Here is a 25,172-nt window from a genome sequence, read left to right on the forward strand (position 1 = left end):
CCCTGCCTTGTTGCATTCTGTCCCTTTACTTAATCTGACGATCGGCTGCCGAAAGCATTCTGCAATGATGCAACGGCTGCGGCGGGATCAGCCGCTTCGGTGACCGCGCGCACGACGGCTGCACTTCGCACGCCGGTCGCGAGCACCGCCGGCAGCACGTCGCCGCTGATGCCGCCGATCGCGAGGATCGGCACGACGCCATCGAGCAGGTGCACGTAGCGCGCGAGGCGCGCGAGACCTTGCGGCGCGGTCGGCATGACCTTGGTCGTCGTCGCGAATACGGCGCCGAGCGCGATGTAGCTCGGCCGGAAATGCAGCGCCGTCAGCATCTCATAGTAGCCGTGCGTCGACAGGCCGAGGCGCAGGCCCGCGGCCGCGATCGCGTGCAGATCGGCCGTATGCACGTCCTCCTGGCCGAGGTGGACGCCATAGGCGCCCGCTTCGAGCGCCGCCTGCCAGTGGTCGTTGATGAACACGCGCGCGTCGTACTTGCGCCCGGCCGCCACCGCACGCGCGATTTCGCTCGCGAGTTCGGCGGCCGGCTCGGCCGACTTGCGGCGCAGCTGGATTGTCTTCACGCCGAAGCCGGCGACGCGCTCGACCCATTCCGCGGTCGGCAGCACCGGGTACAGGCCGAGGTCGTGCGGACACGGCGCGAACGGCTGCGACGGCGCGGCCGGCAAGCCGGCGACGCGCGGGAAATGGGCGATGTCGGTCGGCCACGCGTCGTTGGCGCGCTTTTCGTCGCCGTCGCGCCACGCGAGCGCGAGCACGAGCGCGTCGTGCGGGTCGAAGCCGCAATCGAGGAACGCCGCAAGCGCGGCGAGCCAATCTTCAGCCAGTTGCCCTTCGAGCCGGTAGCGCTCGCCGCCGAGATGCAGCGTCGCGCCGTTTTTACCCGCTTCGATCACGCCCGCCCCTTGCACGAGCCAGCGCGCGATCTGCTCGCCGTATTGCTGATGCTGCTCGTCGGCGACGACGATCAGATCGTCGCCGTTCGGCGCATCGGGCGCGGTCAGGCAGATGCGCCACGGTGCGTGCGTCGGCGGCCAGTCGCCGAGACGCGCGCGAATCCGTTCGGCGGCTTCCGTCAGTTCGTCGGCGGGCGGCCAGAAGAGGTCGCGGCCCGTCAGCTTCAGTGTGTCGGTCATGCCGCGGCGCTCCCATCCTGGTGCCAGAACGGCATGCCGACGACAGGCGTGCTCGCATGCGCGGTCTCGCGCTCGGCCATCGGCCCCGCGAGATACGCGGTGCGGCCCGCTTCGACGCCGAGCGCGAATGCGCGCGCCATCGTCTCCGGATGCGTGGCCTGCGACACGGCCGTGTTCAGCAGCACGCCGTCGAAGCCCCATTCCATCACCTGGCTTGCATGCGACGGCACGCCGAGCCCCGCATCGACGATCAGCGGAACATCGGGCAGCCGCTCGCGCAGCACGCGCAAGCCGTACGGATTGACGAGGCCCTTGCCCGTGCCGATCGGCGCGCCCCACGGCATCAGCGCTTCGCAGCCCGCGTCGAGCAGGCGCCGGCCGATCACGAGATCTTCGGTGCAGTACGGCAGCACCTTGAAGCCATCCTTCACGAGCTTCGCGGCGGCGTCGATCAGGCCGACCGGGTCGGGCTGCAGCGTGTAGTCGTCGCCGATCAGTTCGAGCTTGATCCAGTCGGTTTCGAAGACTTCGCGCGCCATCTGCGCGGTCGTGATCACTTCGCCGACCGTCTGACAACCGGCCGTATTCGGCAGCAACGGCACGGCATGGCGCTTGAGCAGATCGAAGAAACCCGCCTGCGCGCCGCCCTCGTTCATCTGCCGGCGCAATGCGACGGTGACCATGCCGGGCCGCGCCGCTTCGATCGAATCGGAAAGCGATTGCAGCGACGGATAGCGCGACGTGCCGAGCAGCACGCGGCTCGCGAAAGTCTCGCCGTACAGCGTGAGCGCGTCGGCGGGCGCGGCTTGAGTGGAAGTCATCAGTCAGTCCTTGCCTGTGGCAGTTGCCTGGTTGCCTTGGGTCGTTGCCTTGGGTCGTTGCCTTGGGTCGTTGCCTTGGGTCGTTGCCTTGGGTCGTTGCCTTGGGTCGTTGCCCTGTATCTCGTGTGTTGCTTGCGATCTGTCGTGCCTGCAACGCCTGTGAAGCATGTCGCGCGCGATGCGGCGGATGCGCGGCTGCCCTCGTCGCTGCGGCGGCTGCAGCGGCAAAACTCAGCCGCCTGCCACCGGATGCACGACGTCGAGCCGGTCGCCGCTGTGCAGTGCACGCGCCGCATGCTGCTTGCGCGCAACGAAATCGCCGTTCAAGGCGACCGCGAATGGCGGCTGCGCGCCAAACGCGGCAAGCGCATCGGCAACCGTCGCGCCTTCCGGCAACGACAGCGGCTTCTGGTTGATTTGAATGTCCATAATCGTGTGTCTCAATGTTTGTCGAGGCGCGCGTCTCTCGAACGTGCTCACGCAGACTCGCGCGCCGCATCGCGCAGCGTCGGACGATCGACGTGGAACAGCTCGTTCCAGCGCGACTGCCGGCGCCAGCCGGCGAATCCATCGATGTCGGCGAAGGCGCCGTCGGCAAGCGCGAGCGCGGCACGCACCGCTTCGTTCGCCACTTCCGGCGCGATCATGTAACCGTGCCGGTACAGGCCGTTCACGCGCAACGTCTGCCCACCGTCCCAGACGATGGCCGGGCGATGATCCGGCAAAGTCGGCCGGCACTGCGAGTTCAACTCCAGAATGCGCGCTTCGCCGAAGCCCGGATGCACGGAAAACGCGGCGCTCAACAATTCGAGCGCCGAACGCACGCTGACCGGCGACATGTCTTCGCCTTCCACTTCAGTCGCGCCGATCACGTACAAGTCGTTCTGCTTCGGCGCGATATACAGCGGGTAACGCGGATGCAGCAGCCGTACCGGGCGCGCAAGTCCGATGCCCGGCGCGTGCACGCGCGCGACTTCGCCGCGGATGCCGCGCAGCGTCGGCAACACCGGTTTCGCGCCGAGGCCGCGGCAATCGATCGTGATGCGCGCGGCGGGCAACTCGCGGTCGTCGACCGCCGTGTTCCAATGCGTCTCGACGCCGCGCGCCGCGAGCCCTGCAGCGAGCGCGGCAAGCACCTGCCGGTTGTCGAGCTGCCCTTCGTGCGGCAGCAGCCAGCCTTGCGTGAAGCGGCCTGCGAGCGCCGGCTCGGCCGCGTTGATCTGCGCGCCGGACAACGCGAGCAAACCGCCCTCGAGCAGTTCGGCCGGTGCATTCGCGCGCAGCCGCCGCTCGAACAGCGGCGCCTCGCTGCGGTCGCCGTGATGCCAGACGACGAGCGTGCCGTTGCGCTGGAAGAACACCGGCTCCGGCAATTCGGCGACGATGCGCGGCCAGGCCTCGAGCGACGCGGCACCGAGCCGCGTGATCAGCAACTCCGCGCTGGCCGCCTCGGCGAGCGGAGCAAGCATCGCGGCCGCGACCCACGCCGCCGACTGCGTGCCAGCCGCGTCGCCGCGCTCATACAGCGCGACGCGGCGGCCCGCGCCGGCCAGCCGCCACGCGACGAGCCGTCCGCACAAGCCGCCGCCGATCACGGCGAAATCGGGCACGGCGCCACGCCGCACGCCGGCCTGCGAAGCGGGGGTCTCGCGCGCCGTCATGCCGACTGCTCCTTGCGCAGCGCAGCAATACCGTGCGTGCCGCGTCGAGCGCCATGCGTGCAGAACAAACAAAGAACTGAAGATTGAGCGGTCATCGGATCCTTTCCGTACGGCAACGAAACGCACGTACCCAAGGACGAAACACGCGGAGGCGGCTGCGGATGCAGAGGCAGGAGAACCCGCCGGCAACCGCCTTCCAGATGAAAGGCCGCGCGGCAGGAAACGAAAGACTTCGAAACTTCCCGCGCCGGTATTACCCGGATCGGGTGCGAAGGGTCTCTCTCAGCCTCGCCGCGACGTGTGTCCGCGCCAAAGCACCCCTGTTTCGTCGAGGTCATTAGACCATAAAAGGCTCGTCGCGAAAACCCGCGGGATGACGAGCCCGTGTATGCGACACCCATGCGCCGCCGCACGGAGACCGTACGCGGGACGATGCGCGGGGGACGTACGAGACTGTACGCGGCCTGGCGAATTCGATATGAGCCGTCCTGGCGCCTCTGACATAATGCGCGACACGCAGTCGGTATGGAGAGCGGCGCCCGGGCCGGAACCGTCCGGGCCACAGCCGCGTCGGATCGCCGATGCACGGCATCGGGCACGCGATTAAGCTCCGGTTAAGCCGTGGCCGCGACAATCGCGCGTCGATGAACGACCGGCGAACGCGTCGCTCTACGCCCGTCGTGCTGCCCCTGCGCATCGCGACGACTTGCTTCTACCCGACGCCGCTTCAAAGACAGCGCTTCAAAGGACAGATATGGCCGAAAACCCGAACAGCTCCGCGGACATCACCGCGTGGGGTCTCATCAAGCCCTACTGGGTGTCCGAGGACCGATGGCGCGCATGGGGCCTGCTCGTGCTCGTCATCGCGATGAATATGACGATGGTGGCCGCCAACGTCTGGTTCAACCGCTGGCAAGGCATCTTTTTCGATGCAATCCAGCAATACAACTACCCGGTTTTCAAGCATTCGCTGCTGCAGTTCACGGTCATCGCGCTCGCGCTGATTCTGCTCGGTTCCTATCGCACGTACTTTCGCCAGATGCTCGAATTCCGCTGGCGGCAATGGCTCACCACGAAGTATCTGAACGAATGGCTCGGCGACGACGCCTACTACCGCATCGAACGCGACCGTCTCGCGGACAACCCCGACCAGCGGGTTTCGGCGGACCTGCAAGGCCTCGCGAGCACGACACTGAACCTGTCCCTCGGGCTGCTCTCGACCACGGTCACGCTGTTCTCGTTCATCGTCATCCTGTGGAACCTGTCGGGCGCGCTTGCGTTCCACGTGTTCGGCACCGAGATCTCGATTCCCGGTTACATGGTGTGGGTCGCGATGATCTACGCGGCGATCGGTTCGTGGATCACGCACAAGGTCAACCACCCGCTCGTGTCGATCAACTATCAGCAGCAGCGTGTCGAAGCAGACTTCCGTTTCGCGCTGATCCGGATTCGCGAGAACGCCGACCAGATCGCGCTGTACAAGGGCGAGCCGGCCGAAGAGAAATCGCTGCAAGGGGTGTTCGGCCATATCCGCGATAACTGGCGGCTCGTCATGCGTTTCACGCGGCGCTTCAATATCGTCGTGATCAGCTATTCGCAGCTTGCGATCGTGTTCCCGTACATCGCGGCCGCGCCCAAGTATTTTTCGAAGAGCATCACGCTTGGCGTTTATCAGCAATTGACGAGCGCATTCGGCACGGTCAGCGATTCGTTCTCGTGGTTCATCAACAATTACGATTCGCTCGCCGAGTGGCGCGCTACCGTCAACCGTCTGCGGGAATTCCATCGCGTGATGAAAGACCAGCATCTGCATGAATCGGTGGTCGGCGGCACGGCGCACGGCGGCATCAATACGCATCTGACCGACACGCAGGTGCTCGACGTGAAGGAGCTCGTGCTCAAACGTCCGGACGGGCAACCGATCGCGTCGATCGGCTCGTTCAGGATCGCGCCGAAATCGCGCTGGCTCGTGCGCGGTCCGTCAGGCGCGGGCAAGAGCACGCTGCTGCGTGCGCTCGCGGGCTTGTGGCCGTTCGGCGAAGGCACGATCGAAGCGCCAGCCGGCGCGAAGCTGCTGTTCATTCCGCAGCGCAGCTATCTGCCGATCGGTACGTTAAAGGGCGCGCTCTGCTACCCGTCGCTCGACGACGCGTTCACCGACGAAGCGTGCCGCGACGTGCTGACCGTGTGCCGGCTACCCGATCTCGCGACGCGTCTGGCCGAGTCCGCGCACTGGGAACGCACGCTGTCGCCGGGCGAACAGCAGCGCGTCGCCGCAGCGCGCGCGCTGCTGCAAAAGCCCGACTTCCTGTTCCTCGACGAAGCGACGAGCGCGCTCGACCCTGACAACGAAGCCGCGATCTATACGGCGCTGACCGAACGGCTTGCCGATGCGGCGATCGTCAGCGTCGCGCATCGCAAGACGCTCGAGGCATTCCACGACCAGACGCTCTATGTCGAGCGCGCGGTCGAGCGCGAGGCCGCGTAGCCAAAGCGCACGTCGCGTTAGCGTTCAAAGCGAGGCCGCTCGCGCAAGCGGCTCCGGCCGTCTGATGGTACTTTCGCGTGCATGAAGACGATCGTTCTCGGCGCCGGCGTGATCGGCGTCGCCACAGCTTTTTATCTGCGCGAGCGCGGCTGCGATGTGACTGTCGTCGAACGCGAAACCGACGTTGCGCTCGAGACGAGTTTCGGCAATGCGGGCGTGATCGCGCCCGGCTACGTGACGCCATGGGCCGCGCCCGGCATGCCGGCGAAAATCCTCAGGCATCTGTTCAACCGCGCGTCGCCGTTCGTCTTCCGCCCGACGTTCGACCCCGCGCAATGGCGGTGGATCGGCCGGTGGCTGCGCGAATGCCAGCTCGAACGATTCCGTGCGAACAAACAGCGGATGCAGCGCATCGCGTACTACAGCCGCGCATGTCTGCATGAATTTCGCGCTGCGCATCCGTTTGAATACCGGCGTAGCCACGGCTATCTGCAACTGTTTCGCAGCGGCTACGACCTCGAACTCGCGCAGCCCGCGCTGGCGATGCTGCGCGACTCAGGCGTCGCGTATCGCGAACTGAGCGGCGCGCAATGCGCGTCTGTCGAGCCGGGGTTGCGCTGGGCACGCAAGCCGCCGCACGCGGGCCTTTACCTGCCCGACGACGAAGCCGGCGACTGCGCCATCTTCACACGTGAATTGCGCGCGATTTGCGAGCGCCAAGGCGTGCGCTTCCGTTTCGATACGCGCGCGGCCGCACTCGACGCGCGAGGCGGCGCGGTGCGCGGCGTGCATATCGAGAGCGCGCACGGCAGCGAGACGCTTGCCGCAAACGCGGTGGTCGTCGCGGCCGGCGTCGACAGCGCCGCGCTGCTCGAGCCGCTTGGCGTACCGGCGCCGCTTTATCCGGTCAAAGGCTATTCGGCGACGCTGCAGATCATCGACGACCAGAAAGCGCCACGCGCGGCGCTGATGGATGAAGCGCTGAAAACCGCGATCACGCGGCTCGGACCCAATCTGCGTATCGCCGGCACCGCGGAGCTCGGCGACCGGCAGGCGACGCTGCGCGAACAGTCGCTGCGCACGCTGATGAAAGTGCTCGACGACTGGTTTCCTCATGCAAGCGTGCCGTCGTCCGCGCAGTTCTGGGTCGGGCGCCGGCCGATGACGCCCGATGGCGCGCCGCTGCTGGGCGCCTCGGGCATCGATCGTCTGTGGCTCAACATCGGGCATGGGTCGACGGGCTGGGCGATGTCGCTCGGCTCGGCGCGCGTCGTGGCGGATCTGGTAGCGCAGAAGCAGCCGGAGATCGATCTCGAGGGACTGACGATCGCGCGATATCGTCATCGCGGGTGAAGCACGGCCGGCCGTCGACGGGCGTCGCATGGGGTCTCCCGTGCGTCCTGAGCGTCCTGAGCGTCCTGAGCGTCCTGAGCGTCCTGAGCGTCCTGAGCGTCCTATGCATCCGTGCGTCGCGCGCATCTACGCGTCGATCACCGGCACGCTTGCCAGCGCGCGATAACGCGCGCCGGTGCGCGCCAGCGTGCTCGAATAAAGGGTCAACGATTCGAAACGCGCGAGCAGATCGTCTTTTAGCTCGGGCGCGTGGCCCGCGGCCGGCGCATCGCGACGGAAGCGTCCGAGCGTCACATGCGGCCGGAAAGCGCGCGCGTCGACCGGCAGGCCGAGATCGATCATCAAGGTACGGATGCGCCAGTCGAGCGCGACGAATTCGTCGGACATCGCGAGCATCGCCACCGTGAGCCGCGGATGCGACGCGCGCGGCCAGTGCTCGATGCGCTTGACAGGCGTGGGCCTCAGTGGAATGGTCTGCGGCGCGAGAGCGTCGATGAGCGCGGCGCCGAGTTCGTGCGTCAGAGCGCCGATAAACGTGACGGTCAGATGCAACTGATCGTATGGCACGCGACGCGCGGCTGCCGCAATCGGCACTGCGGCGAGCGCATCGCGCGTGGCGGCGTCGGGTTCGAGCGCGATGAAGCAGCGCTGCCAGCCTTGCGTCGCGTTTCGCCCGGCGTCGCCGGCCGGGTTTTCCGGCGCGGCGTCGCTGCCGTTCCCGGTCGATCGATTGTGTCGATGCATCGCTTGGGCTCTGCGCGTGCGGCGCGGCGAAGTCATCGTCGCATTATGGCCAGGGCGGAACAAATCGGACAACCGGCAACTGCGCGCGCCCCAAAAGAAAGCCGGGTCGCCCTTGCGGACGCCCGGCCTCCGGAGCGTGGTTCGAAGGTCTCATGGCCTTCGAGTCATGGCCCTGTCCCGCACTTGTCGTCTCCACCTCTTCCTGCAAATTCGCTGCATCGTAGCCGAGGCTTCGTCACGTCGAATCGGCGCCGGCCCACGAAGACGTTCAGCTGTCTCGCGCAGTTAGCGCGGCAACTCCGAACTTCCCATCAGATACGCGTCGACCGAACGCGCGCACTGCCGCCCTTCGCGAATCGCCCACACGACGAGCGACTGCCCGCGGCGCATATCGCCAGCCGTAAACACCTTGTCGACCGACGTGTAATACGCTTTGTCGCCTTCGGTCGATGCACGCACGTTGCCGCGCGCATCCTTGTCGACGCCGAACGCTTCGAGCACCGGCGAGACCGGCTGCGTGAAGCCCATCGCGAGCAGCACGAGGTCGGCCTTCATTTCGAATTCGGAGCCCGGCACTTCCTGCATCTTGCCGTCCTTCCACTCGACGCGCGCCGCAATCAGCTTCTCGACCTTGCCGTTCTTGCCTTCGAAGCGCTTCGTCGCGACCGCCCAATCGCGCTCGCAGCCTTCCTCGTGCGACGACGACGTGCGCAGCTTGACCGGCCAGTACGGCCACACGAGCGGCTTGTTCTCTTCTTCGGGCGGCTGCGGCAACAGTTCGAACTGCGCGACGTCCTTCGCGCCATGTCGGTTCGACGTGCCGACGCAGTCCGAGCCCGTATCGCCGCCGCCGATCACGACGACGTGCTTGCCCTTCGCGAGAATCTGGTCCGCGACCTTATCGCCCGCGTTGACCTTGTTCTGCTGCGGCAAAAACTCCATCGCGTAGTGAATGCCGGCGAGCTCGCGCCCCGGCACCGGCAGATCGCGCGGCGTTTCCGAACCGCCCGCGATCACGACTGCGTCGAACTGATCCTTCAGTTCGTCGGGCGTCACCGTTTCCTTCGCGGTATTGCCGATGTGCGCGGGCAGCGCGTCCTTGCCGACGAACACATTCGCGCGGAACGTCACGCCTTCCGCTTCCATCTGACGCATGCGGCGATCGATGAGCCATTTCTCGAGCTTGAAGTCGGGAATGCCGTAGCGCAGCAGGCCGCCGATGCGATCGTTCTTTTCGAACACCGTCACATCGTGACCCGCACGCGCGAGCTGTTGCGCAACCGCGAGGCCCGCCGGGCCCGAGCCGATCACCGCGACTTTCTTGCCGGTCTTGTGTTTCGGCGGCTGCGGCGCGACCCAGCCCTCGGCCCACGCCTTGTCGATAATCGCGTGCTCGATCGACTTGATGCCGACCGGGTCGTCGTTGATGCCGAGCGTGCAGGCCGCTTCGCACGGCGCCGGGCAGATGCGGCCCGTGAACTCGGGGAAGTTGTTCGTCGAGTGCAGCACTTCGATCGCGTTCTTCCAGTCCTGGCGGAACACCAGATCGTTGAAATCCGGAATGATGTTGTTGACCGGGCAGCCGTTGTTGCAGAACGGAATACCGCAGTCCATGCAGCGCGCGCCTTGAATCTTTGCGTCTTCGTCGGTCAGTGCCGCGACGAATTCCTTGTAGTGCTTCACACGCGTGAGCGGAGCTTCGTACGCCTCGTGGCGGCGTTCGAACTCGAGAAAACCGGTTGCCTTGCCCATGTGGTTCTCTTGTCTATCCAATTCGGTGGGGATCGGCACCCGCCGTCGCATTCAAACGATGCGAGCGGCGGGTGCGCGTCTGGTTTGTTTTGCTACAGGCCTCGTGCCCTACGGCGTCGCGTCGAATCAGGCTGCGAGCACTTCCTTGCTGGCCTTCTTCGCGCCCAGTTCGCCAAGCGCACGCTTGTACTCGGTCGGGAAGACCTTCACGAACTGGCGGCGCGCCGCGTCCCAGTTCTCGAGCAGCGCTTTCGCACGCGGCGAGCCGGTGAACTGGAAGTGACGCTCGACGAGACCCTTCAGCAGCGCTTCGTCGGTCTGGCCCGCGTGCCACAGCGCCTTGTCGACCGTGCGCTCCTGCTCGACCTGCTGCAGCACCGGATCGAGCGCGACCATCGAGCGGTTGCACTTGCCCGCGAACGTGCCGTCGGGGTCGTACACATACGCGAGGCCGCCCGACATGCCGGCCGCGAAATTGCGGCCCGTCTCGCCGAGCACGACGACCGTGCCGCCCGTCATGTACTCGCAGCCGTGGTCGCCCGTGCCTTCGACGACCGCCGTCGCGCCCGAGTTACGCACGCAGAAGCGCTCGCCCGCAACGCCGCGGAAGAACGCTTCGCCTTCGATCGCGCCGTACATCACCGTGTTGCCGCAGATGATGTTTTCCTCGGACTTGCCGCGGAAGTCGTTGGTCGGACGGATGATGATGCGGCCGCCCGACAGGCCCTTGCCGACGTAGTCGTTGCCGTCGCCGACGAGATCGAGCGTCACGCCCTTGGCAAGGAACGCGCCGAAGCTCTGGCCCGCCGTGCCCTTCAACTGTATGTGCACCGTGTCGTCGGGCAGACCGTCGTGGCCGTACTTCTTCGCGATCGTGCCGGACAGCATCGCGCCGACCGTACGGTTCACGTTGCGCACCGGCTGGATGAACGACACGTGCTCGCCCTTCTCGATCGCGGCCTTGGCCTTTTCGATCAACGTGTGATCGAGCGCGCGCTCGAGGCCGTGGTCCTGCGATTCGACATGCAGACGCGCGACATCGGCCGGCACTTCCGGTTGATAGAACACGCGCGAAAAATCGAGGCCCCTCGCCTTCCAGTGCTCGATGCCCTTTTTCATGTCGAGCAGATCCGCGCGGCCGATCAGGTCGTCGAACCTGCGCAAGCCCAGTTGCGCCATGATTTCGCGCACTTCTTCGGCGACGAAGAAGAAGAAGTTCACGACGTGCTCGGGCTGGCCCTTGAACTTCGCACGCAGCACCGGATCCTGCGTCGCAACGCCGACCGGGCACGTGTTCAGATGACACTTGCGCATCATGATGCAGCCTTCGACGACGAGCGGCGCCGTCGCGAAGCCGAATTCGTCCGCGCCGAGCAGCGCGCCGATCACGACGTCGCGGCCTGTCTTCATCTGGCCGTCGGCCTGCACGCGGATCCGGCCGCGCAGACGGTTCAGCACGAGTGTTTGCTGGGTTTCGGCAAGACCGAGTTCCCACGGCGTGCCCGCGTGCTTGATCGACGACAGCGGCGATGCGCCGGTGCCGCCGTCATGGCCCGCGATCACGACGTGATCGGCCTTCGCCTTCGCCACGCCCGCCGCAACGGTGCCGACGCCGCTTTCCGACACGAGCTTCACCGACACGCTCGACGACGGATTCACGTTCTTCAGATCGTGAATCAGCTGTGCGAGGTCTTCGATCGAATAGATGTCGTGGTGCGGCGGCGGCGAAATAAGGCCGACGCCCGGCACCGAATAGCGCAGTTTGCCGATGTACTCGGACACCTTGTGACCCGGCAACTGACCGCCTTCGCCCGGCTTCGCGCCCTGCGCCATCTTGATCTGGATCTGGTCGGCCGACGCGAGATACTCGGCCGTCACGCCGAAGCGGCCCGATGCGACCTGCTTGATCTTCGAGCGCAGCGAATCGCCGTCCTTCAGCGCAATGTCGACGATCACTTCGTCGCCGATCACCGATTTCATCGTGTCGCCGTTCTTGATCGGGATGCCGCGCAGTTCGTTGCGATAGCGCTTTTCGTCCTCGCCGCCTTCGCCCGTGTTCGACTTGCCGCCGATGCGGTTCATCGCGACCGCGAGGGTCGCGTGCGCTTCGGTGGAGATCGAGCCGAGCGACATCGCGCCGGTTGCAAAACGCTTGACGATCTCCTTCGCCGGTTCGACTTCGTCGAGCGGAATCGCGCGCATCGGGTCGACCTTGAACTCGAAGAGGCCGCGGAACGTCATGTGGCGCTTCGTCTGGTCGTTGATCAGATGTGCGTATTCCTTGTACGTCTGGTACGAGTTGCTGCGCGCGGAGTGCTGCAACTTCGCGATCGCGTCGGGCGTCCACATGTGCTCTTCGCCGCGCACGCGGTACGCGTATTCGCCGCCGGCGTCGAGCATCGTCGCGAGCACGGGGTTGTCGCCGAACGCTTCGCGATGCAGACGAATCGCCTCTTCCGCCACTTCGAAGAGACCGATGCCGCCGACCTTCGACGACGTGCCCTTGAAGTACTTGAGCACGAGGTCTTCGGCGAGGCCGACCGCTTCGAAAATCTGCGCGCCCGTGTACGACATGTACGTCGAAATGCCCATCTTCGACATGACCTTCTGCAGGCCCTTGCCGACTGCTTTCGTGAAGTTGTAGATCGCCTTTTCCGCCGACAGGTCGCCCTTCAGGCCGGCCGCGAGCTGCGCGAGCGTTTCCATCGCGAGGTACGGATGCACGGCTTCGGCACCGTAACCGGCGAGCAGCGCGAAGTGGTGCGTTTCACGCGCGGAGCCCGTTTCGACGACGAGACCCGTGCTCGTGCGCAGACCTTGCGTGACGAGGTGCGTGTGAATCGCCGACGTGGCGAGCAGCGCCGGAATCGCGACGTTGTCGCGGTCGGTCTTGCGGTCCGACACGATCAGCATGTTGTAGCCGGACTTCACGGCATCGGCCGCTTCCGCGCACAGCGACGCGAGGCGCGCTTCGATGCCTTCCTTGCCCCATGCGACCGGATAGCAGATGTTCAGTTCGTACGAGCTGAATTTGCCGCCCGTGTACTGATCGATCGCGCGGATCTTCGCGATGTCCTTGAAGTCGAGCACCGGCTGCGACACTTCGAGACGCATCGGCGGGTTGATGTTGTTGGTGTCGAGCAGGTTCGGCTTCGGGCCGACGAACGACACGAGCGACATCACCATGTTTTCGCGGATCGGGTCGATCGGCGGGTTCGTCACCTGCGCGAACAGCTGCTTGAAGTAGTGGTACAGCGTTTTGTTCTTGTTCGACATCACGGCGAGCGGCGAGTCGTTGCCCATCGAGCCGACCGCTTCCTCGCCCGCTTGCGCCATCGGCGCCATCAGGAACTTGAGGTCTTCCTGCGTATAGCCGAACGCCTGCTGGCGGTCGAGCAGCGCCGCCGCCTCACGGCGCTCCGTGACGACGTCCTCGGCCTTTGCTTCGATCTCGTCGAGCTTGATGCGCACGGCGTCGATCCAGCTCTTGTAAGGCTTCGCGTTCGCGAGGTTGTCCTTCAGTTCCTTGTCGTCGATGATGCGGCCGTGTTCCATGTCGATCAGGAACATCTTGCCCGGCTGCAGACGCCACTTCTTGACGATCTTCGATTCGGGAATCGGCAGCACGCCCGCTTCCGACGCCATGATGACGAGGTCGTCGTCGGTCACGAGATAACGCGCCGGACGCAAACCGTTGCGGTCGAGCGTCGCGCCGATCTGGCGGCCGTCGGTGAACGCGATCGCGGCGGGACCGTCCCACGGCTCCATCATCGCGGCGTGGTATTCGTAGAACGCGCGGCGGTTGTCGTCCATCAGCGTGTGCTGTTCCCACGCTTCCGGAATCATCATCATCATCGCGTGGACGAGCGGATAGCCGGCCATCAGCAGCAGTTCGAGACAGTTATCGAACGACGCGGTGTCGGACTGGCCCGGATAGATGAGCGGCCACAGCTTCGGCAGGTCGTCGCCGAGCACGTGCGACGCGATCGCGCCGGTACGCGCGTTGAGCCAGTTGACGTTGCCCTTCACCGTGTTGATTTCGCCGTTGTGCGCGATGAGACGGTACGGGTGAGCAAGCTCCCATGCCGGGAACGTGTTCGTCGAGAAGCGCTGATGCACGAGCGCAAGCGCCGACACGACCCGCTCGTCCTGCAGGTCGCGATAATAAACACCGACCTGGCCCGCGAGCAGCAAGCCCTTGTAGACGATCGTGCGCGCCGACATCGACGGCACGAAATATTCCTTGCCGTGCTTGAGCTTCAGCGCCTGGATGCGGTGGCTCGCGGTCTTGCGGATCACGTATAGCTTCCGCTCGAGCGCGTCGGTCACCATGATGTCCTTGCCGCGACCGATGAAGATCTGGCGGATCAGCGGCTCGCTCGCCTTCACGGTCGGCGAGATCGGCATGTTGTGGTCGACCGGCACGTCGCGCCAGCCGAGCACGACCTGGCCTTCGGCTTTCACCGTACGCTCGAGCTCCTGCTCGCAGGCGAGACGCGACGCGTGTTCCTTCGGCAGGAAGATCATGCCGACGCCGTATTCGCCGGAAGGCGGCAGCGTGACGCCCTGCTTCGCCATCTCTTCGCGGTAATAGCCGTCCGGAATCTGGATCAGGATGCCCGCGCCGTCGCCCATCAGCGGATCGGCGCCGACCGCGCCCCGGTGATCGAGATTCTCGAGAATCTTCAAGCCCTGCTCGATGATCTCGTGGCTTTTCTTGCCCTTGATATGCGCGACGAAACCGACGCCGCATGCGTCGTGTTCGTTTTTCGGGTCGTACAGACCTTGCGCCGCGGGAACCGAGGCGTGCGCGCCTGCGCTGATCGGTTGCTGTTCGTCGTTCATGGGGGACACCGTCTGTAGGGGCCGGGCGGCCGTTAAATCGTGTGTTGCCGTTTGTGTTGTTGCTGCGTATTGCGTTGCGCTGCCGCGTGTTGCGTTGCCGGCAGCGCAGGTGAGGAGTGCCGCTGCCGCCATAGGAACCTCGGACGCGCTGCGCCCCGGCTCGCCGGAATTCGGAATATACGCGACAAATCAATGAAATAGCAAACAAAACCGTATGATAGAACCCCAATTATCACAATGGTGCATTGCTCGTTCATTTTAATAGTTCCATATCAATGCCGGGCAAAAGAAAACGGCATACGGAGATGCCGTTTGTGCTGCAAACCCTTGATGAAGAATGCCTTTTCGTTGGGCCTTTGCAGCCTTGCCAACGCCTGGCGCGTTCGGCTATTGCGACTTCACCGGCGGGTCTGCGGCGTCGCGGACTTTGCGCGGCCGGCCGCGCGGCAACGGCGACACTCGCCGGTTGGCCGCACGCGCCGCCCATTCGCGATAGGAATCGCTGCCGAGCACCCAGCCTTTGAGCGTCGCCTGCTGCAACTGGCCCGCCTCGCGTTCGTCGAGCGGCTGCTCGCACAGCTCGCGATACGCGCGCTGCCGTTCGAACGGCGTATTGCCGAGCGACCAGTACAGCGGATGGTCGGTGATGAGGCTATCGAGCGTGAGGCCGATGTGATGGCGGTAACTCGACCAGCGGTAGTCTTCGGCGGCGGCGACGAGGTGAGTGCGCACCGGCGACATTTCGACGACGCGGCTCGCGAGCAGAAAGTAGCGCTCGCCCTCGATCACCGTCGCGCGATAGCGACCTTCCCACAACGTGCCGCGCCGCGAGTAACGCCGGTTGAAGTGCGCGACGTAGCGCCGGCCGACTGCCTGCATCGCTTTCGGCAGACTCGACTCGTCGGTGGGCGTGACGAGCAGTTGCACCGCGCCTGGCATCAGCGCGTACGCATGAACCGCGAGGTGATGATCGCGTGAGGCCGCTCTCAGGCAATCGATAAAGAGTTCGTAGTCCTGGTCGTCGACAAACGCGGGCTGCTGGTCGAGTCCGCGCAGGATCACGTGTTGCGGCTGGTCAGGAACATAAAGACGTGCAAGCCGTGCCATGCTGGATTATCCATATTCGCGTTGGTACATACCCGAAGGTCCGACAGGCGCCACCGGCGCGGCGTTCCGCGCGGCGGGCCTGTGCCAGAAACCGTGCGCAGCCAAGAGTGAACGCTCTAGGCGGCGCGTATGGTTTGTTTCAAACGTAGTGTTCATAATGTGCGGGCCTTTCAGGAGGAGCACATATGAAACTAAAACAGGCCATCTCGGGGGCCACTGCAGCATGCGCACTCGCGTGCCTTGCGACCACAGCTCACGCTCAAACAGCCGGAAGCTTTTACGTCACGACAGGCTGGTTCCATCTTGCGCCTCAGTCCAGTAGTGATCCGTTGAAGGAGACAAACGTAGGGGGCACACCCGTCAACATCACGATACCGAACACGGGAGCCAAAATCAGCACTGCCGATACCGTCGGCTTCACTGCGGGCTACTTCATCACCGACCATATCGCCACCCAGTTCGACATCGGCGTTCCACCGACCTTCGATATCGATGGCACGGGACGGTTCGGACAGTTCGGCAAACTCGGTGAAGCGAAACAGTGGAGCCCTGCGCTGCTGCTCAAGTACTACTTCCTTGCGCCCCAGTCGAAGTTTCGTCCGTATATCGGTATCGGTGTAAGCCGTGTCTGGTTCACAGGCGAAAAAATCACGAACGGCGCATTCGAACAGGGTGTACTGCATGGTCCGACCACGGTGACCACGGATAGTTCGTGGGTGCCTGTGTTTAATGCGGGCTTCACATACGCGTTCACCGAACACTGGTTCGCGGGCTTCTCGATTTCGTATCTGCCGATCAGCACCACGGCAAAGCTGAACACCGCCGCGCAAACGCCGGTCGGTACGCTCAACGTGCAGTCGGAAACCAAGATTCGACTGAACCCGATCGTCACGCTCGTGAGCGTCGGCTATCGGTTTTAACCTAGGTTAGACGAGTTTTCCCCGCCTGGATAACGCCGTTGCGCGGTACGTAGCGGCGCTTTCGTTTTTACGCAATCGCACGTCGCGGTCAGACGCTTGTAACGACATTCCTGCAAGCGTTGTAAATTTGACGGCTGTGCGGCATCGCTGCTGAAAATTCTGCTGCACGGACCGTACGGCGGGTGTTTCCGGGGCGTTTGCGCCACCGCGCCCTGCCACGGCGTGCGTCGCCGCGCCGCGCTCGCCGTCAGTTCCGGACCAGGCATCGAAGTTGCGTCCTGACGGTTTTACCGCCTGAACCAGCGCGTTGTGCGACGCTTTTCCGGTACGCCCCGTTCGCGGTGCCGTTTTCCGGGCGTTCTGCTGGTCTGGCAGAGGGGACTTTCATCAAACCATCATCGACGGAGCGACCATGACTGCACTACCGAATACGCGAGATGCGATTGGCGAATCCTGGGCAACGACGGGGCGCCGTGCGCGCCGGATTGCGCGTCACAGCCGTCACGCCGCGGAAGACATTGCGAGCGAACTGCGCACGCTGATCTCGGAACTCGAGGGCACACTCGGCGACGGCACGCATGCCGACGCCGCCGCGTTGCGCAGCCAGGTGCGCAAGCGTCTCGACGACGCGCGCGAGCGCCTGAACGACACGCGCAGCGTGATGCGCGAGCGTGCTCAGGTGGCATTCAACGGCGCGGACGAATACGTACATGAAAACCCGTGGCGGACGATCGCCATGGTCGGTGCGATTGCGCTTGTGACAGGCGCCTTGATGTCGCGCGGACGCTAGGTTGTTGCGGCGGACGCGCGGCGAAGAACAGGCAGCGGGAGGACGGGCAGCGGGCTCGTTCTGAAGCGTTCGAGATGGGTCCGTTCAGGCGGGTTCGCCTGCGTCAGTCGTCGTCGACGACGAAAAGCCGCCGATACTCCTTCAGCGCGTATCGGTCGGTCATGCCCGCGATGTAATGCGCAATCAGCCTTGCCTGCGCGCCTGGATCCGTTGACTGGTAGTTCGGCGGCAGCAACCGCGCGTCGTCAGTGAACGCTTCGAAAAGGCCGGTGACGACGCGCCGCGCCTTGTTCGCCATGCGCATCACGCGATAGTGGCGATAGAGATTCTTGTACAGGAAGCGCTTGAGCACCGTCGCTTGCGCGGACACCGTTTCGCTGTGTGCAACGAGCGGCGGTGCCGCGCGCACGTCATCGAGCGATCGCGGCGCATAACGGTGCAGGTTGCGTATCGTCGTGTCGATCAGGTCGACGATCAGCGTATTGATAATGCGCCGTACCGTCTCGTGAACGAGCCGGCGCCCTTCGATTTCCGGAAAGTCGCGGCGCGCCGCATCGAAGTGCGTGCGCCACAGTTCGACTTCGGCCAACTGATCGATCGTGATGAGGCCGGAGCGCAGGCCGTCGTCGACGTCGTGGTTGTTGTATGCGATTTCGTCGGCGAGATTGGCGATCTGCGCTTCGATCGACGGCTGGCGTCCCTGCAGGAAACGCTCGCCGAGCGCGCCCAGACGGCGCGCGTTTTCGCGCGAACAGTGCTTGAGAATGCCTTCGCGCGTCTCGAAACACAGGTTGAGCCCGTTGAACGCGCCGTAGTGTTCTTCGAGTTCGTCGACGACTGCGAGGCTTTGCAGATTGTGCTCGAAGCCGCCATGTTCGCGCATGCAGCCGTTCAACGCATCCTGTCCCGCATGGCCGAATGGCGTATGACCGAGGTCGTGCGCCAGCGAGATCGCTTCGACGAGATCCTCGTTCACGCGCAGGTTACGCGCGACCGAACGTGCGATCTGCGCGACTTCAAGGCTGTGTGTGAGCCGCGTGCGAAAGAGGTCGCCTTCGTGATTGACGAACACCTGCGTTTTGTATTCGAGACGCCGGAATGCGGTCGAGTGCACGATGCGGTCGCGGTCGCGCTGGAACTCGGTACGGGCGCTCGGCGCTGCTTCCGGATGGCGACGGCCGCGAGACTGTGCGGAATGCGCGGCGTACGGCGCGAGATGAGCCTCGAGTGCGGCAACTGACGGCGGCGATGATGAGAGCGGCGGCGTGCCTCGCGCGTCGAGCACGGCAGAGGCATTGGCCTCGTTCGACGCGTCAGTCGCGCGCGGCGCCTGGGACGCTTCGAGCGGATTGTCGCTGAGTCTTTCGGTCACCTGCCTCTCCGGAACAAGGGCTCGCGCGTTCGGCGCGTTCGGCGCGTTCGGCGCGTTCGGCGCGTTCGGCGCGTTCGGCGCGTTCGGCGCTTAGACGGTCGCCGCGAGCGTCGCGTTCACTGCATCGTCGGGCGCGCGCGTGATCAGCGTCTCGCCGAAACGCTTGAGCAGGATGAACTTGATCTCGCCGGCTTCCGCTTTCTTGTCGACGCGCATCAGGTCCACATAGCGCGCGGCGCCAAGCGCCGGCGCGCGCGTCGGCAAATGTGCGGCCTTCACGAGCGCAACGAGGCGTTCGCGCGCTGCATCGTCGAGATGGCCGAGCCTTACCGACAGATCGGCCGCCATCACCATGCCGCAACCGACCGCCTCTCCGTGCAGCCATTCTCCGTAGCCCAAGCCCGCTTCGATCGCATGGCCGAACGTATGGCCAAAATTCAGAATTGCACGCAAACCGCCTTCGCGTTCGTCGGCCGCGACCACCGATGCCTTGATCTCGCACGACCGTTTGACCGCTTCGGCCAGCGCCTGCGGATCGCAGCGATTCAGCGCGTCGACATTCGCTTCGATCCAGTCGAAGAACGCGGCATCCGCGATCGCGCCCGTTTTGATCACTTCGGCGACGCCCGCGGCAAGTTCGCGCGGCGGCAGCGTGCGCAACGCGCCGATATCGGCGATCACCGCTTGCGGCTGGTAGAACGCGCCGATCATGTTCTTGCCGAGCGGATGGTTGATGCCGGTCTTGCCGCCCACCGACGAATCGACCTGCGACAGCAACGTAGTCGGCACCTGAATAAACGGCACGCCGCGCATGTAGCATGCGGCGGCAAAACCGGTCATATCGCCGATGACGCCGCCGCCGAGCGCGATCAACGTGGTTTTGCGATCGGCACGCGCGCCGAGCAGCGCATCGAAGATCTGATTCAGCGTTTCCCAGTTCTTGTGCGCTTCGCCATCGGGCAGCACGACCGTCGACACGTTCTTGCCGAGCGGCGCGAGCGCGCGACGCAACGCATCGCCATACAAGGGCTCGACAGTCGTGTTGGTGACGATCGTGACCGACGTACCCGCTATATGTGGCGCAAACAGCGCGGTCTTGCCGATCAGATCGGCGCCGATATGAATCGGGTAGGCGCGGTCGCCCAGATCGACATTGACGGTAATCATCGAAGTGCTCATGGTCACAATTATGCTGCGGGTGGTTTGCCGACGCCCGCCATCTCGAGCTGCATCAGCACCATATTGACGAGGCCGCTCACCGACGGCCGCCCGGTCTCGATCACGAAGTGCGCACATTCGCGGTAAAGCGGGTCGCGCACCTCGAAGAGCGCTTCGAGCTTCGCTTTCGGGTCTTCGGTCTGCAGCAGCGGGCGATTCTTGTCGCGCCGCGTGCGCAGCCACAAATCGTGCGGATTCGCGCGCAAATAGACGACCAGCCCGCGATTGCGCAACGCATCGCGATTCCCGGGCCGAAGGATCGCGCCGCCGCCGGTCGCGAGCACGATGCCCGCGCGGCCCGTCAGCTCTTCGATCACCTGCGCTTCGCGTTCGCGAAAGCCGGCTTCGCCTTCGAGCTCGAAAATCACCGGAATACGGGCACCTGTGCGCTCCTCGATCTCGTGGTCGGAATCGAAGAACGGACGATCGAGCCGCCTCGCCACGGCGCGGCCGACGGTCGTCTTGCCCGCTCCCATGAGCCCGACGAAGAATACATTGGCGTGTGCGTCCCGCTCTTGCAACGGTGTCCTCTTATTCAATCCGGTTGGGTTCGTGCGCAGCTTACTGGCAAAGCGGCCGGCTTGTCGAGCCTGCCGCCCGGCGCGCGCGGCGGCGCATCAATTCGTCTGTACAACGGTCGGTGTGATGAAAACCACCAGTTCGCTGCGCGCGTCCCGATGCGCGCGATGGCGAAAAAGCGCGCCTAGAACCGGTATTTTGCCCAGGACCGGCACGCGAGTCACATCGTCGCGATCGTCGGTCTCGTAGATTCCGCCGATCGACACCGTGCCGCCATCCTCGACCTGCACACGCGTTTGCACGTGTTTCGTGTTGATCGCGGGGCCAGCGGCAGTCTGCTCGCCGACGCTATCTTTCGCGACGTCGAGGTCCAGCACGACTCTGCCGTCCGGCGTGATTCGCGGTTCGACCTCGAGCTTCAGGCTCGCGCGGCGAAACTGCACGCCCGATACGCCCTGACCGACCTTCGCCTGATACGGCAATTCCGTGCCCTGCTCGACGATCGCCTTCATCCGGTCCGCGGTGACGACGCGCGGACTGGACACGATCTGCCCACGCCCTTCCGCTTCGAGCGCACTGAGCTCGATGTTGAGCAGGCGCGTGGCGCGCGCGGCGAACAGCGTCAAGCCCGCCGTTGCCGCATCGAAGCCGGAGATCGGCCGTGCCGACAGATCGTGGATCGCCCCTTCCTTGCCGGCCGTTATACCGACAGCCGAGCCGTCCTCGCTCGTGCCCGCCATCGATAGCTTGACGCCCAGATTGCGCGAAAAGCCCAGTTCGCCTTCGACGATACGCGCTTCAATCATCACCTGCCGCGTCGGCTGGTCGATCGCCTCGACCAGTTCCGCGATGTCGTCGAGACGCGCCTGCAGATCGGTGACGAAAAGCAGATTCGTGCGCGGATCGGCAATCACCGCGCCGCGCTTCGACAGCACGCGCTGGTTGCCCGAGCCGGTCAGCATCTTGCGAACCTCGTCCGCGTGCGCATAGTGCAGTTCGAACGTGCGGCTCGCGAGCGGTTCGAGATCCGCGCCGCGCGCGTGCGCTTCGAAGCGCTGCCGCTCGCGGGCCGCCAGTTCGGCAAGCGGCGCGACCCAGATCACGTTGCCGCGCTGCTCCATCGCAAGTCCGTTGACGTCGAGCAGCGTATCGAATGCGGTGCGCCACGGCACTTTGTCGAGGTGCAGCGTGACGGTAGCGCGTGCCTTGCCGCTCGCGATGATGTTCAGGCCCGTGAACTGGGCGAAAGCATTCAACACGGCGCCCAGTTCCGCTTGCCGGAAATTCAGCGAGATCGGCCGGTCGGGCGGCAGACCGTCGGCGACGGACCGGGTCGACGCAGCAGTGAGGCGCGATAGCGGCACGAGCGGCACAGGCGGGCCCTCGAGCGCGGTCTGCGAGTCTGCGGTGCGCGGCAGTTCCACGCGTGGCGTCGACGCGCCGTTTGCGGCGATGCTTCGCGTTGCGGCCTCGTCCTCGTACGCATCGGCCGATGCATCGCCAGATGAATCGGCTTGTGCAGATTCATCGCTCGCAAAGTTTCGGTTAAACGGATTACGGACATCGTCGAAAGCAAGTTGCGGCAGCGGCGGTACACGGGCCGGTGCAATCGCCTCGTTAAGCGGCAGCGACTCAGGCAGCGACTCAGGCAACGGCGGCAACGACGGCAACGGCGGCAACGACGCATACGCGATCGAACTCGCCATCGCGACCGACACGAGCATGGACCTCACGCAATATCCGGCTTTCATTGCACCGCTTCCTCGAACGTCAAACGGTGTTCGCTTCCATCGCGCGCGGCCAGCGTAATGCCGAACCCGTCGACGCGCGCGACGCTGTCAGCGCCGACACGCTGCCCGGCCTCGAGCGTTACTTCGCCATCGGGCGTCTCGACGAGCCCGAGCCCACGCGCGAGATCGTAAAGGAGGCCGACAAGGCGCAAACCGGCCGTGTCCGAATGGGGCATGCGCGCGTCGGACTGCAAAGGACGCGCGAAAGGGTCGTAAAAAACGATATCTTCATCGTCACCGTTCGTCAGGTCTTCGTTCAGATTTTCGGGCTGATCGGACGGACGAAGCGCATCGAACACGTTGAGCGTCGTGCTGACCGACAACAGGCCGCCCCCCGCATCGCCGGTCTGCCTGACGAGCAGCTCTCCGGGCACGATCAGCACCGGTAAGCTCGGCAGCGCGCGCATGAAGGCCAGCAATTGCGAGAAACTCGCAAGCGCCGTCATGCGCAGCGGACGCATCGCATCGACGCCGGCCCCCGTTACCGCACCGGGTTCGAGCGCGAGCAACGTGATGCTGCCGCGCGCCGCCAGTTGCGACACGATGCGCACGTCGTCTGTCGAAGCCCCGCTTTCCGACGCCCGCGTCGGACTCGCAAGGCTTTCTGCGCCGGCGGATGCACGCAGGGCTGGCAGTTCGCTGACAGCACGCTGTGCGCCGTAAAGGCGCCGTTGCGTCTCGTCAGCAAGTGCACGCATCGCTTGCACGCCTGTGAAGTCCGCCGCCATCCACGCGTTCGCGCCAGTCGCAAATGTCGCGATTGCAATCAGACTCGCGGGCAGAAACCGGAACAGCAACGGACTTCGCGCACGCCACCTTCGCAGCGATGCGATCAGCGCAAAAGAACCGTCTGCCCGATGCTGTTGCGTTTTTGCCCGTTTGATCGGGCCGAGGCGGCCCGTAAGCGTCGTACTCATTTCAAACCTCGCATGTGAGCGCCTCGTTCCGGACGCGCTGCGGCAGGCGCAACACTGCGCACCGTCGGTTCACGCGTACCTTCCCATTCGAGGCGCGCCGAAAATTCGACTGCGCCACTCGCGTTTTGTCCGGCGCCGTGCATCGGTGCCGTCGCGCGGCGCTGGTCCTTGACGTCGGCGTTCTTCACCCCGCGTATCGCGGCAAGACGTTTCACCCACGACGCCGGTGCCGCATGATCGCGTGCACTCGCAAGCAGATCCGTCTCGTGCTCACGCTGGCGCAACTGCTGCAAACTCACCTTGTCATCGGACTCGCTGCTTAACGCGTCAAGCAGCGATAGCAGATGCACAAGCGGTTTCGAGTGCATCGCCGCGTGCGCCGCGCGCATACGCGCTTCCTCGGCGGCGCGCGCGAGACGCTTGTGTTCGGCCAGCGGCGCCGACAGTTGCGCGAGCGAGCGCTCGAACGATGCACGCTCGGCATCGAGCCGCACACGTTCGACGGTCTGCCAGGCCGCCAGTATCAGCACTGCCACGCATCCCGCGGCGATCCCCGCGAACACTTCGACGATACGGCGCCGCCGTTCGCGGCGCGCGGCGAGTTGCCGATGCGGCAGCAGATTGAATCCGCCTGTCCGCACCGGCCGCACACGCTGCGACGGCGCAACGCCGGCACGCAACGTGAGCCGCTTCATTCGTACACGCCGCGCACGGCGAGCCCGAACGCCACCGCGGATGCGGGATCGTGCAGCAGATCGGTTTCGAACGGGACGGCGACCTGGCCCAGCAGTGTGCATTCGAACGGAAACACCATGCAGCCGAGTACGTCGCCGATATCGGCAAGCGACATCGAGACACCGTCGAGCAGATCGACATCGCCTGCCACGAACACCGTCGAAAGCCGGGCGCCCTCGCCGAGGTCGCGCAGTGCATCGGCGAGACAGCCGTGCTCGGGCGACGGATAGTGCATCGAGGTCACGACCGTGTCGTCGGCAAGGCGCCAGCCATAGACGCCGTCGCCTGCGACCCAGAGGGCTGCGTATTCGTCGCCTGGCTCCAGTTCCTGCTTCGCCGAATAGCGCATCGCGCGCAGCGCCGCATGCGGTTCGCCGTCGATCGCGGTCAGCGAGATGCCGGCAATCGCCGCGCATTCGATGCGCGCCTCGAGATGCTGCCTCGCGGTGGCGGCAATCGTTACTTCGCCGCCTCGCAGCGCCGACCGGTCCACATACCAGTCGACTGCGAGCGCGTGCCGCTCGACGCCGGCGATGCGTTCGATCTCGATCAGCACAGCGGGCTCGAGTGCGCTCAGCATGTCGCCTTCCGCGTATTCGGCGACCGGCCTGCGCGAGCGCGTGCGCCGCATGGTCGGCGCAAGCTGTTGAAGCTGCTCGAGCGGCACGCTTGCCGTCAGCGTGGCCGATCCCGGAATCGCCATTGCACATCGCAGCGAAAGCAGGATGTGTTCGGACGGCATGCAGTCGAACACATCGAAGAGCGCCTGTGCGACCGCCGGCCGATCGACGATCTCGGCGCCCGCCATCGCACCGGATCGCACCGGCATCGACGCGACACAATCGATACGCAGCGGCCCATTGCCGCATATGCTCCGACTCAGCACGACGAGCCGCACCGTTTGCGGACCCAGGTCGATGCCAGCCGCGAACCGGCGCACCGCCATTTCCAACGAAGTTTTCAACGCCATCTTGCCTCCCTTTTACCAA

19 protein-coding genes and 1 riboswitch are annotated in these 25,172 nt (G+C 64.9%); of the genes, 4 read left to right on the forward strand and 15 right to left on the reverse strand.

Going from position 1 to position 25,172, the window contains the following annotated elements; all coding sequences use genetic code 11:
- Positions 1-29: 29 nt before the first annotated feature.
- From thiE to QYH69_RS22790, 4 genes are all read right to left on the reverse strand, one after another.
- On the reverse strand, positions 30-1,151 hold the full coding sequence (gene thiE, locus QYH69_RS22775; RefSeq protein ID WP_308834025.1) for a thiamine phosphate synthase: 1,122 nt from the start codon (positions 1,149-1,151) through the stop codon (positions 30-32).
- Positions 1,148-1,972, reverse strand: a complete 825-nt coding sequence (locus QYH69_RS22780; protein WP_308834026.1) for a thiazole synthase — start codon at positions 1,970-1,972, stop codon at positions 1,148-1,150. The genes thiE and QYH69_RS22780 overlap by 4 nt, the downstream gene beginning before the upstream one ends.
- A gap of 231 nt (positions 1,973-2,203) precedes the next feature.
- On the reverse strand, positions 2,204-2,401 hold the full coding sequence (gene thiS, locus QYH69_RS22785; protein WP_075158314.1) for a sulfur carrier protein ThiS: 198 nt from the start codon (positions 2,399-2,401) through the stop codon (positions 2,204-2,206).
- A gap of 47 nt (positions 2,402-2,448) precedes the next feature.
- A complete protein-coding gene (locus QYH69_RS22790; RefSeq protein ID WP_374992473.1) occupies positions 2,449-3,597 on the reverse strand; it encodes an FAD-dependent oxidoreductase in 1,149 nt (382 codons plus the stop codon).
- A gap of 258 nt (positions 3,598-3,855) precedes the next feature.
- A riboswitch (TPP riboswitch) is annotated at positions 3,856-3,965 on the reverse strand.
- 422 nt (positions 3,966-4,387) lie between these two features.
- Here QYH69_RS22790 and QYH69_RS22800 point away from each other — a divergent pair.
- Both QYH69_RS22800 and QYH69_RS22805 read left to right on the forward strand, forming a co-directional pair.
- Entirely contained in the window at positions 4,388-6,121 is a 1,734-nt protein-coding gene (locus tag QYH69_RS22800; RefSeq protein WP_308834029.1) for an ABC transporter ATP-binding protein/permease, read from the forward strand.
- Between the two features lie 81 nt (positions 6,122-6,202).
- Positions 6,203-7,474, forward strand: a complete 1,272-nt coding sequence (locus QYH69_RS22805; RefSeq protein ID WP_308834030.1) for a D-amino acid dehydrogenase — start codon at positions 6,203-6,205, stop codon at positions 7,472-7,474.
- Positions 7,475-7,600: 126 nt separating this feature from the next.
- Here QYH69_RS22805 and thpR read toward each other — a convergent pair whose 3' ends face one another.
- The 4 genes from thpR to QYH69_RS22825 form a co-directional block, all read right to left on the reverse strand.
- A complete protein-coding gene (gene thpR / locus QYH69_RS22810) occupies positions 7,601-8,218 on the reverse strand; it encodes an RNA 2',3'-cyclic phosphodiesterase (RefSeq protein ID WP_308834031.1) in 618 nt (205 codons plus the stop codon).
- A gap of 285 nt (positions 8,219-8,503) precedes the next feature.
- On the reverse strand, positions 8,504-9,970 hold the full coding sequence (locus tag QYH69_RS22815) for a glutamate synthase subunit beta (protein ID WP_308834032.1): 1,467 nt from the start codon (positions 9,968-9,970) through the stop codon (positions 8,504-8,506).
- 126 nt (positions 9,971-10,096) lie between these two features.
- A complete protein-coding gene (locus tag QYH69_RS22820; RefSeq protein WP_308834033.1) occupies positions 10,097-14,815 on the reverse strand; it encodes a glutamate synthase-related protein in 4,719 nt (1,572 codons plus the stop codon).
- A gap of 387 nt (positions 14,816-15,202) precedes the next feature.
- Complete coding sequence (locus QYH69_RS22825; RefSeq protein ID WP_308834034.1) at positions 15,203-15,922, reverse strand: transposase; 720 nt, start codon at positions 15,920-15,922, stop codon at positions 15,203-15,205.
- A gap of 185 nt (positions 15,923-16,107) precedes the next feature.
- Between QYH69_RS22825 and QYH69_RS22830 the strand changes: the two genes are divergently transcribed.
- Together QYH69_RS22830 and QYH69_RS22835 are read left to right on the forward strand one after the other, a co-directional pair.
- Positions 16,108-16,842, forward strand: a complete 735-nt coding sequence (locus tag QYH69_RS22830; RefSeq protein WP_308834035.1) for an OmpW family outer membrane protein — start codon at positions 16,108-16,110, stop codon at positions 16,840-16,842.
- Between the two features lie 412 nt (positions 16,843-17,254).
- Positions 17,255-17,632 carry a DUF883 family protein gene (locus QYH69_RS22835; protein WP_308834036.1) on the forward strand — a complete coding sequence of 126 codons (378 nt, stop codon included), beginning with the start codon at positions 17,255-17,257 and terminating at the stop codon, positions 17,630-17,632.
- A 103-nt stretch (positions 17,633-17,735) separates the two neighbouring features.
- Here QYH69_RS22835 and QYH69_RS22840 read toward each other — a convergent pair whose 3' ends face one another.
- The 7 genes from QYH69_RS22840 to QYH69_RS22870 form a co-directional block, all read right to left on the reverse strand.
- On the reverse strand, positions 17,736-18,917 hold the full coding sequence (locus tag QYH69_RS22840; protein WP_308834065.1) for a deoxyguanosinetriphosphate triphosphohydrolase: 1,182 nt from the start codon (positions 18,915-18,917) through the stop codon (positions 17,736-17,738).
- Between the two features lie 177 nt (positions 18,918-19,094).
- Complete coding sequence (gene aroB, locus QYH69_RS22845; protein WP_308834066.1) at positions 19,095-20,171, reverse strand: 3-dehydroquinate synthase; 1,077 nt, start codon at positions 20,169-20,171, stop codon at positions 19,095-19,097.
- 20 nt (positions 20,172-20,191) lie between these two features.
- Complete coding sequence (locus tag QYH69_RS22850) at positions 20,192-20,743, reverse strand: shikimate kinase (RefSeq protein ID WP_308834037.1); 552 nt, start codon at positions 20,741-20,743, stop codon at positions 20,192-20,194.
- Between the two features lie 96 nt (positions 20,744-20,839).
- Complete coding sequence (locus tag QYH69_RS22855; RefSeq protein ID WP_308834038.1) at positions 20,840-22,492, reverse strand: type IV pilus secretin PilQ; 1,653 nt, start codon at positions 22,490-22,492, stop codon at positions 20,840-20,842.
- Positions 22,489-23,448, reverse strand: coding sequence for a hypothetical protein (locus QYH69_RS22860; RefSeq protein ID WP_308834039.1), 960 nt, complete (start codon positions 23,446-23,448; stop codon positions 22,489-22,491). Before QYH69_RS22860 ends, QYH69_RS22855 begins: the two co-directional genes overlap by 4 nt.
- Positions 23,445-24,143, reverse strand: coding sequence for a PilN domain-containing protein (locus tag QYH69_RS22865; RefSeq protein WP_308834040.1), 699 nt, complete (start codon positions 24,141-24,143; stop codon positions 23,445-23,447). Before QYH69_RS22865 ends, QYH69_RS22860 begins: the two co-directional genes overlap by 4 nt.
- Entirely contained in the window at positions 24,140-25,153 is a 1,014-nt protein-coding gene (locus tag QYH69_RS22870) for a pilus assembly protein PilM (protein WP_308834041.1), read from the reverse strand. The genes QYH69_RS22865 and QYH69_RS22870 overlap by 4 nt, the downstream gene beginning before the upstream one ends.
- Positions 25,154-25,172: the final 19 nt, after the last annotated feature.

This window comes from Paraburkholderia sp. SARCC-3016, from assembly GCF_031119615.1.
In the GTDB taxonomy this organism is placed as follows: Bacteria; Pseudomonadota; Gammaproteobacteria; order Burkholderiales; family Burkholderiaceae; genus Paraburkholderia.

Coding starts and splice junctions, on each gene's coding strand:
- thiE (WP_308834025.1), bottom strand. CDS start 1,151: ATGACCGACACACTGAAGCTGACGGGCCGCGACCTCTTCTGGCCGCCC.
- QYH69_RS22780 (WP_308834026.1), bottom strand. CDS start 1,972: ATGACTTCCACTCAAGCCGCGCCCGCCGACGCGCTCACGCTGTACGGC.
- thiS (WP_075158314.1), bottom strand. CDS start 2,401: ATGGACATTCAAATCAACCAGAAGCCGCTGTCGTTGCCGGAAGGCGCG.
- QYH69_RS22800 (WP_308834029.1), top strand. CDS start 4,388: ATGGCCGAAAACCCGAACAGCTCCGCGGACATCACCGCGTGGGGTCTC.
- QYH69_RS22805 (WP_308834030.1), top strand. CDS start 6,203: ATGAAGACGATCGTTCTCGGCGCCGGCGTGATCGGCGTCGCCACAGCT.
- thpR (WP_308834031.1), bottom strand. CDS start 8,218: ATGCATCGACACAATCGATCGACCGGGAACGGCAGCGACGCCGCGCCG.
- QYH69_RS22815 (WP_308834032.1), bottom strand. CDS start 9,970: ATGGGCAAGGCAACCGGTTTTCTCGAGTTCGAACGCCGCCACGAGGCG.
- QYH69_RS22820 (WP_308834033.1), bottom strand. CDS start 14,815: ATGAACGACGAACAGCAACCGATCAGCGCAGGCGCGCACGCCTCGGTT.
- QYH69_RS22825 (WP_308834034.1), bottom strand. CDS start 15,922: ATGGCACGGCTTGCACGTCTTTATGTTCCTGACCAGCCGCAACACGTG.
- QYH69_RS22830 (WP_308834035.1), top strand. CDS start 16,108: ATGAAACTAAAACAGGCCATCTCGGGGGCCACTGCAGCATGCGCACTC.
- QYH69_RS22835 (WP_308834036.1), top strand. CDS start 17,255: ATGACTGCACTACCGAATACGCGAGATGCGATTGGCGAATCCTGGGCA.
- aroB (WP_308834066.1), bottom strand. CDS start 20,171: ATGATTACCGTCAATGTCGATCTGGGCGACCGCGCCTACCCGATTCAT.
- QYH69_RS22855 (WP_308834038.1), bottom strand. CDS start 22,492: ATGAAAGCCGGATATTGCGTGAGGTCCATGCTCGTGTCGGTCGCGATG.
- QYH69_RS22860 (WP_308834039.1), bottom strand. CDS start 23,448: ATGAGTACGACGCTTACGGGCCGCCTCGGCCCGATCAAACGGGCAAAA.
- QYH69_RS22865 (WP_308834040.1), bottom strand. CDS start 24,143: ATGAAGCGGCTCACGTTGCGTGCCGGCGTTGCGCCGTCGCAGCGTGTG.
- QYH69_RS22870 (WP_308834041.1), bottom strand. CDS start 25,153: ATGGCGTTGAAAACTTCGTTGGAAATGGCGGTGCGCCGGTTCGCGGCT.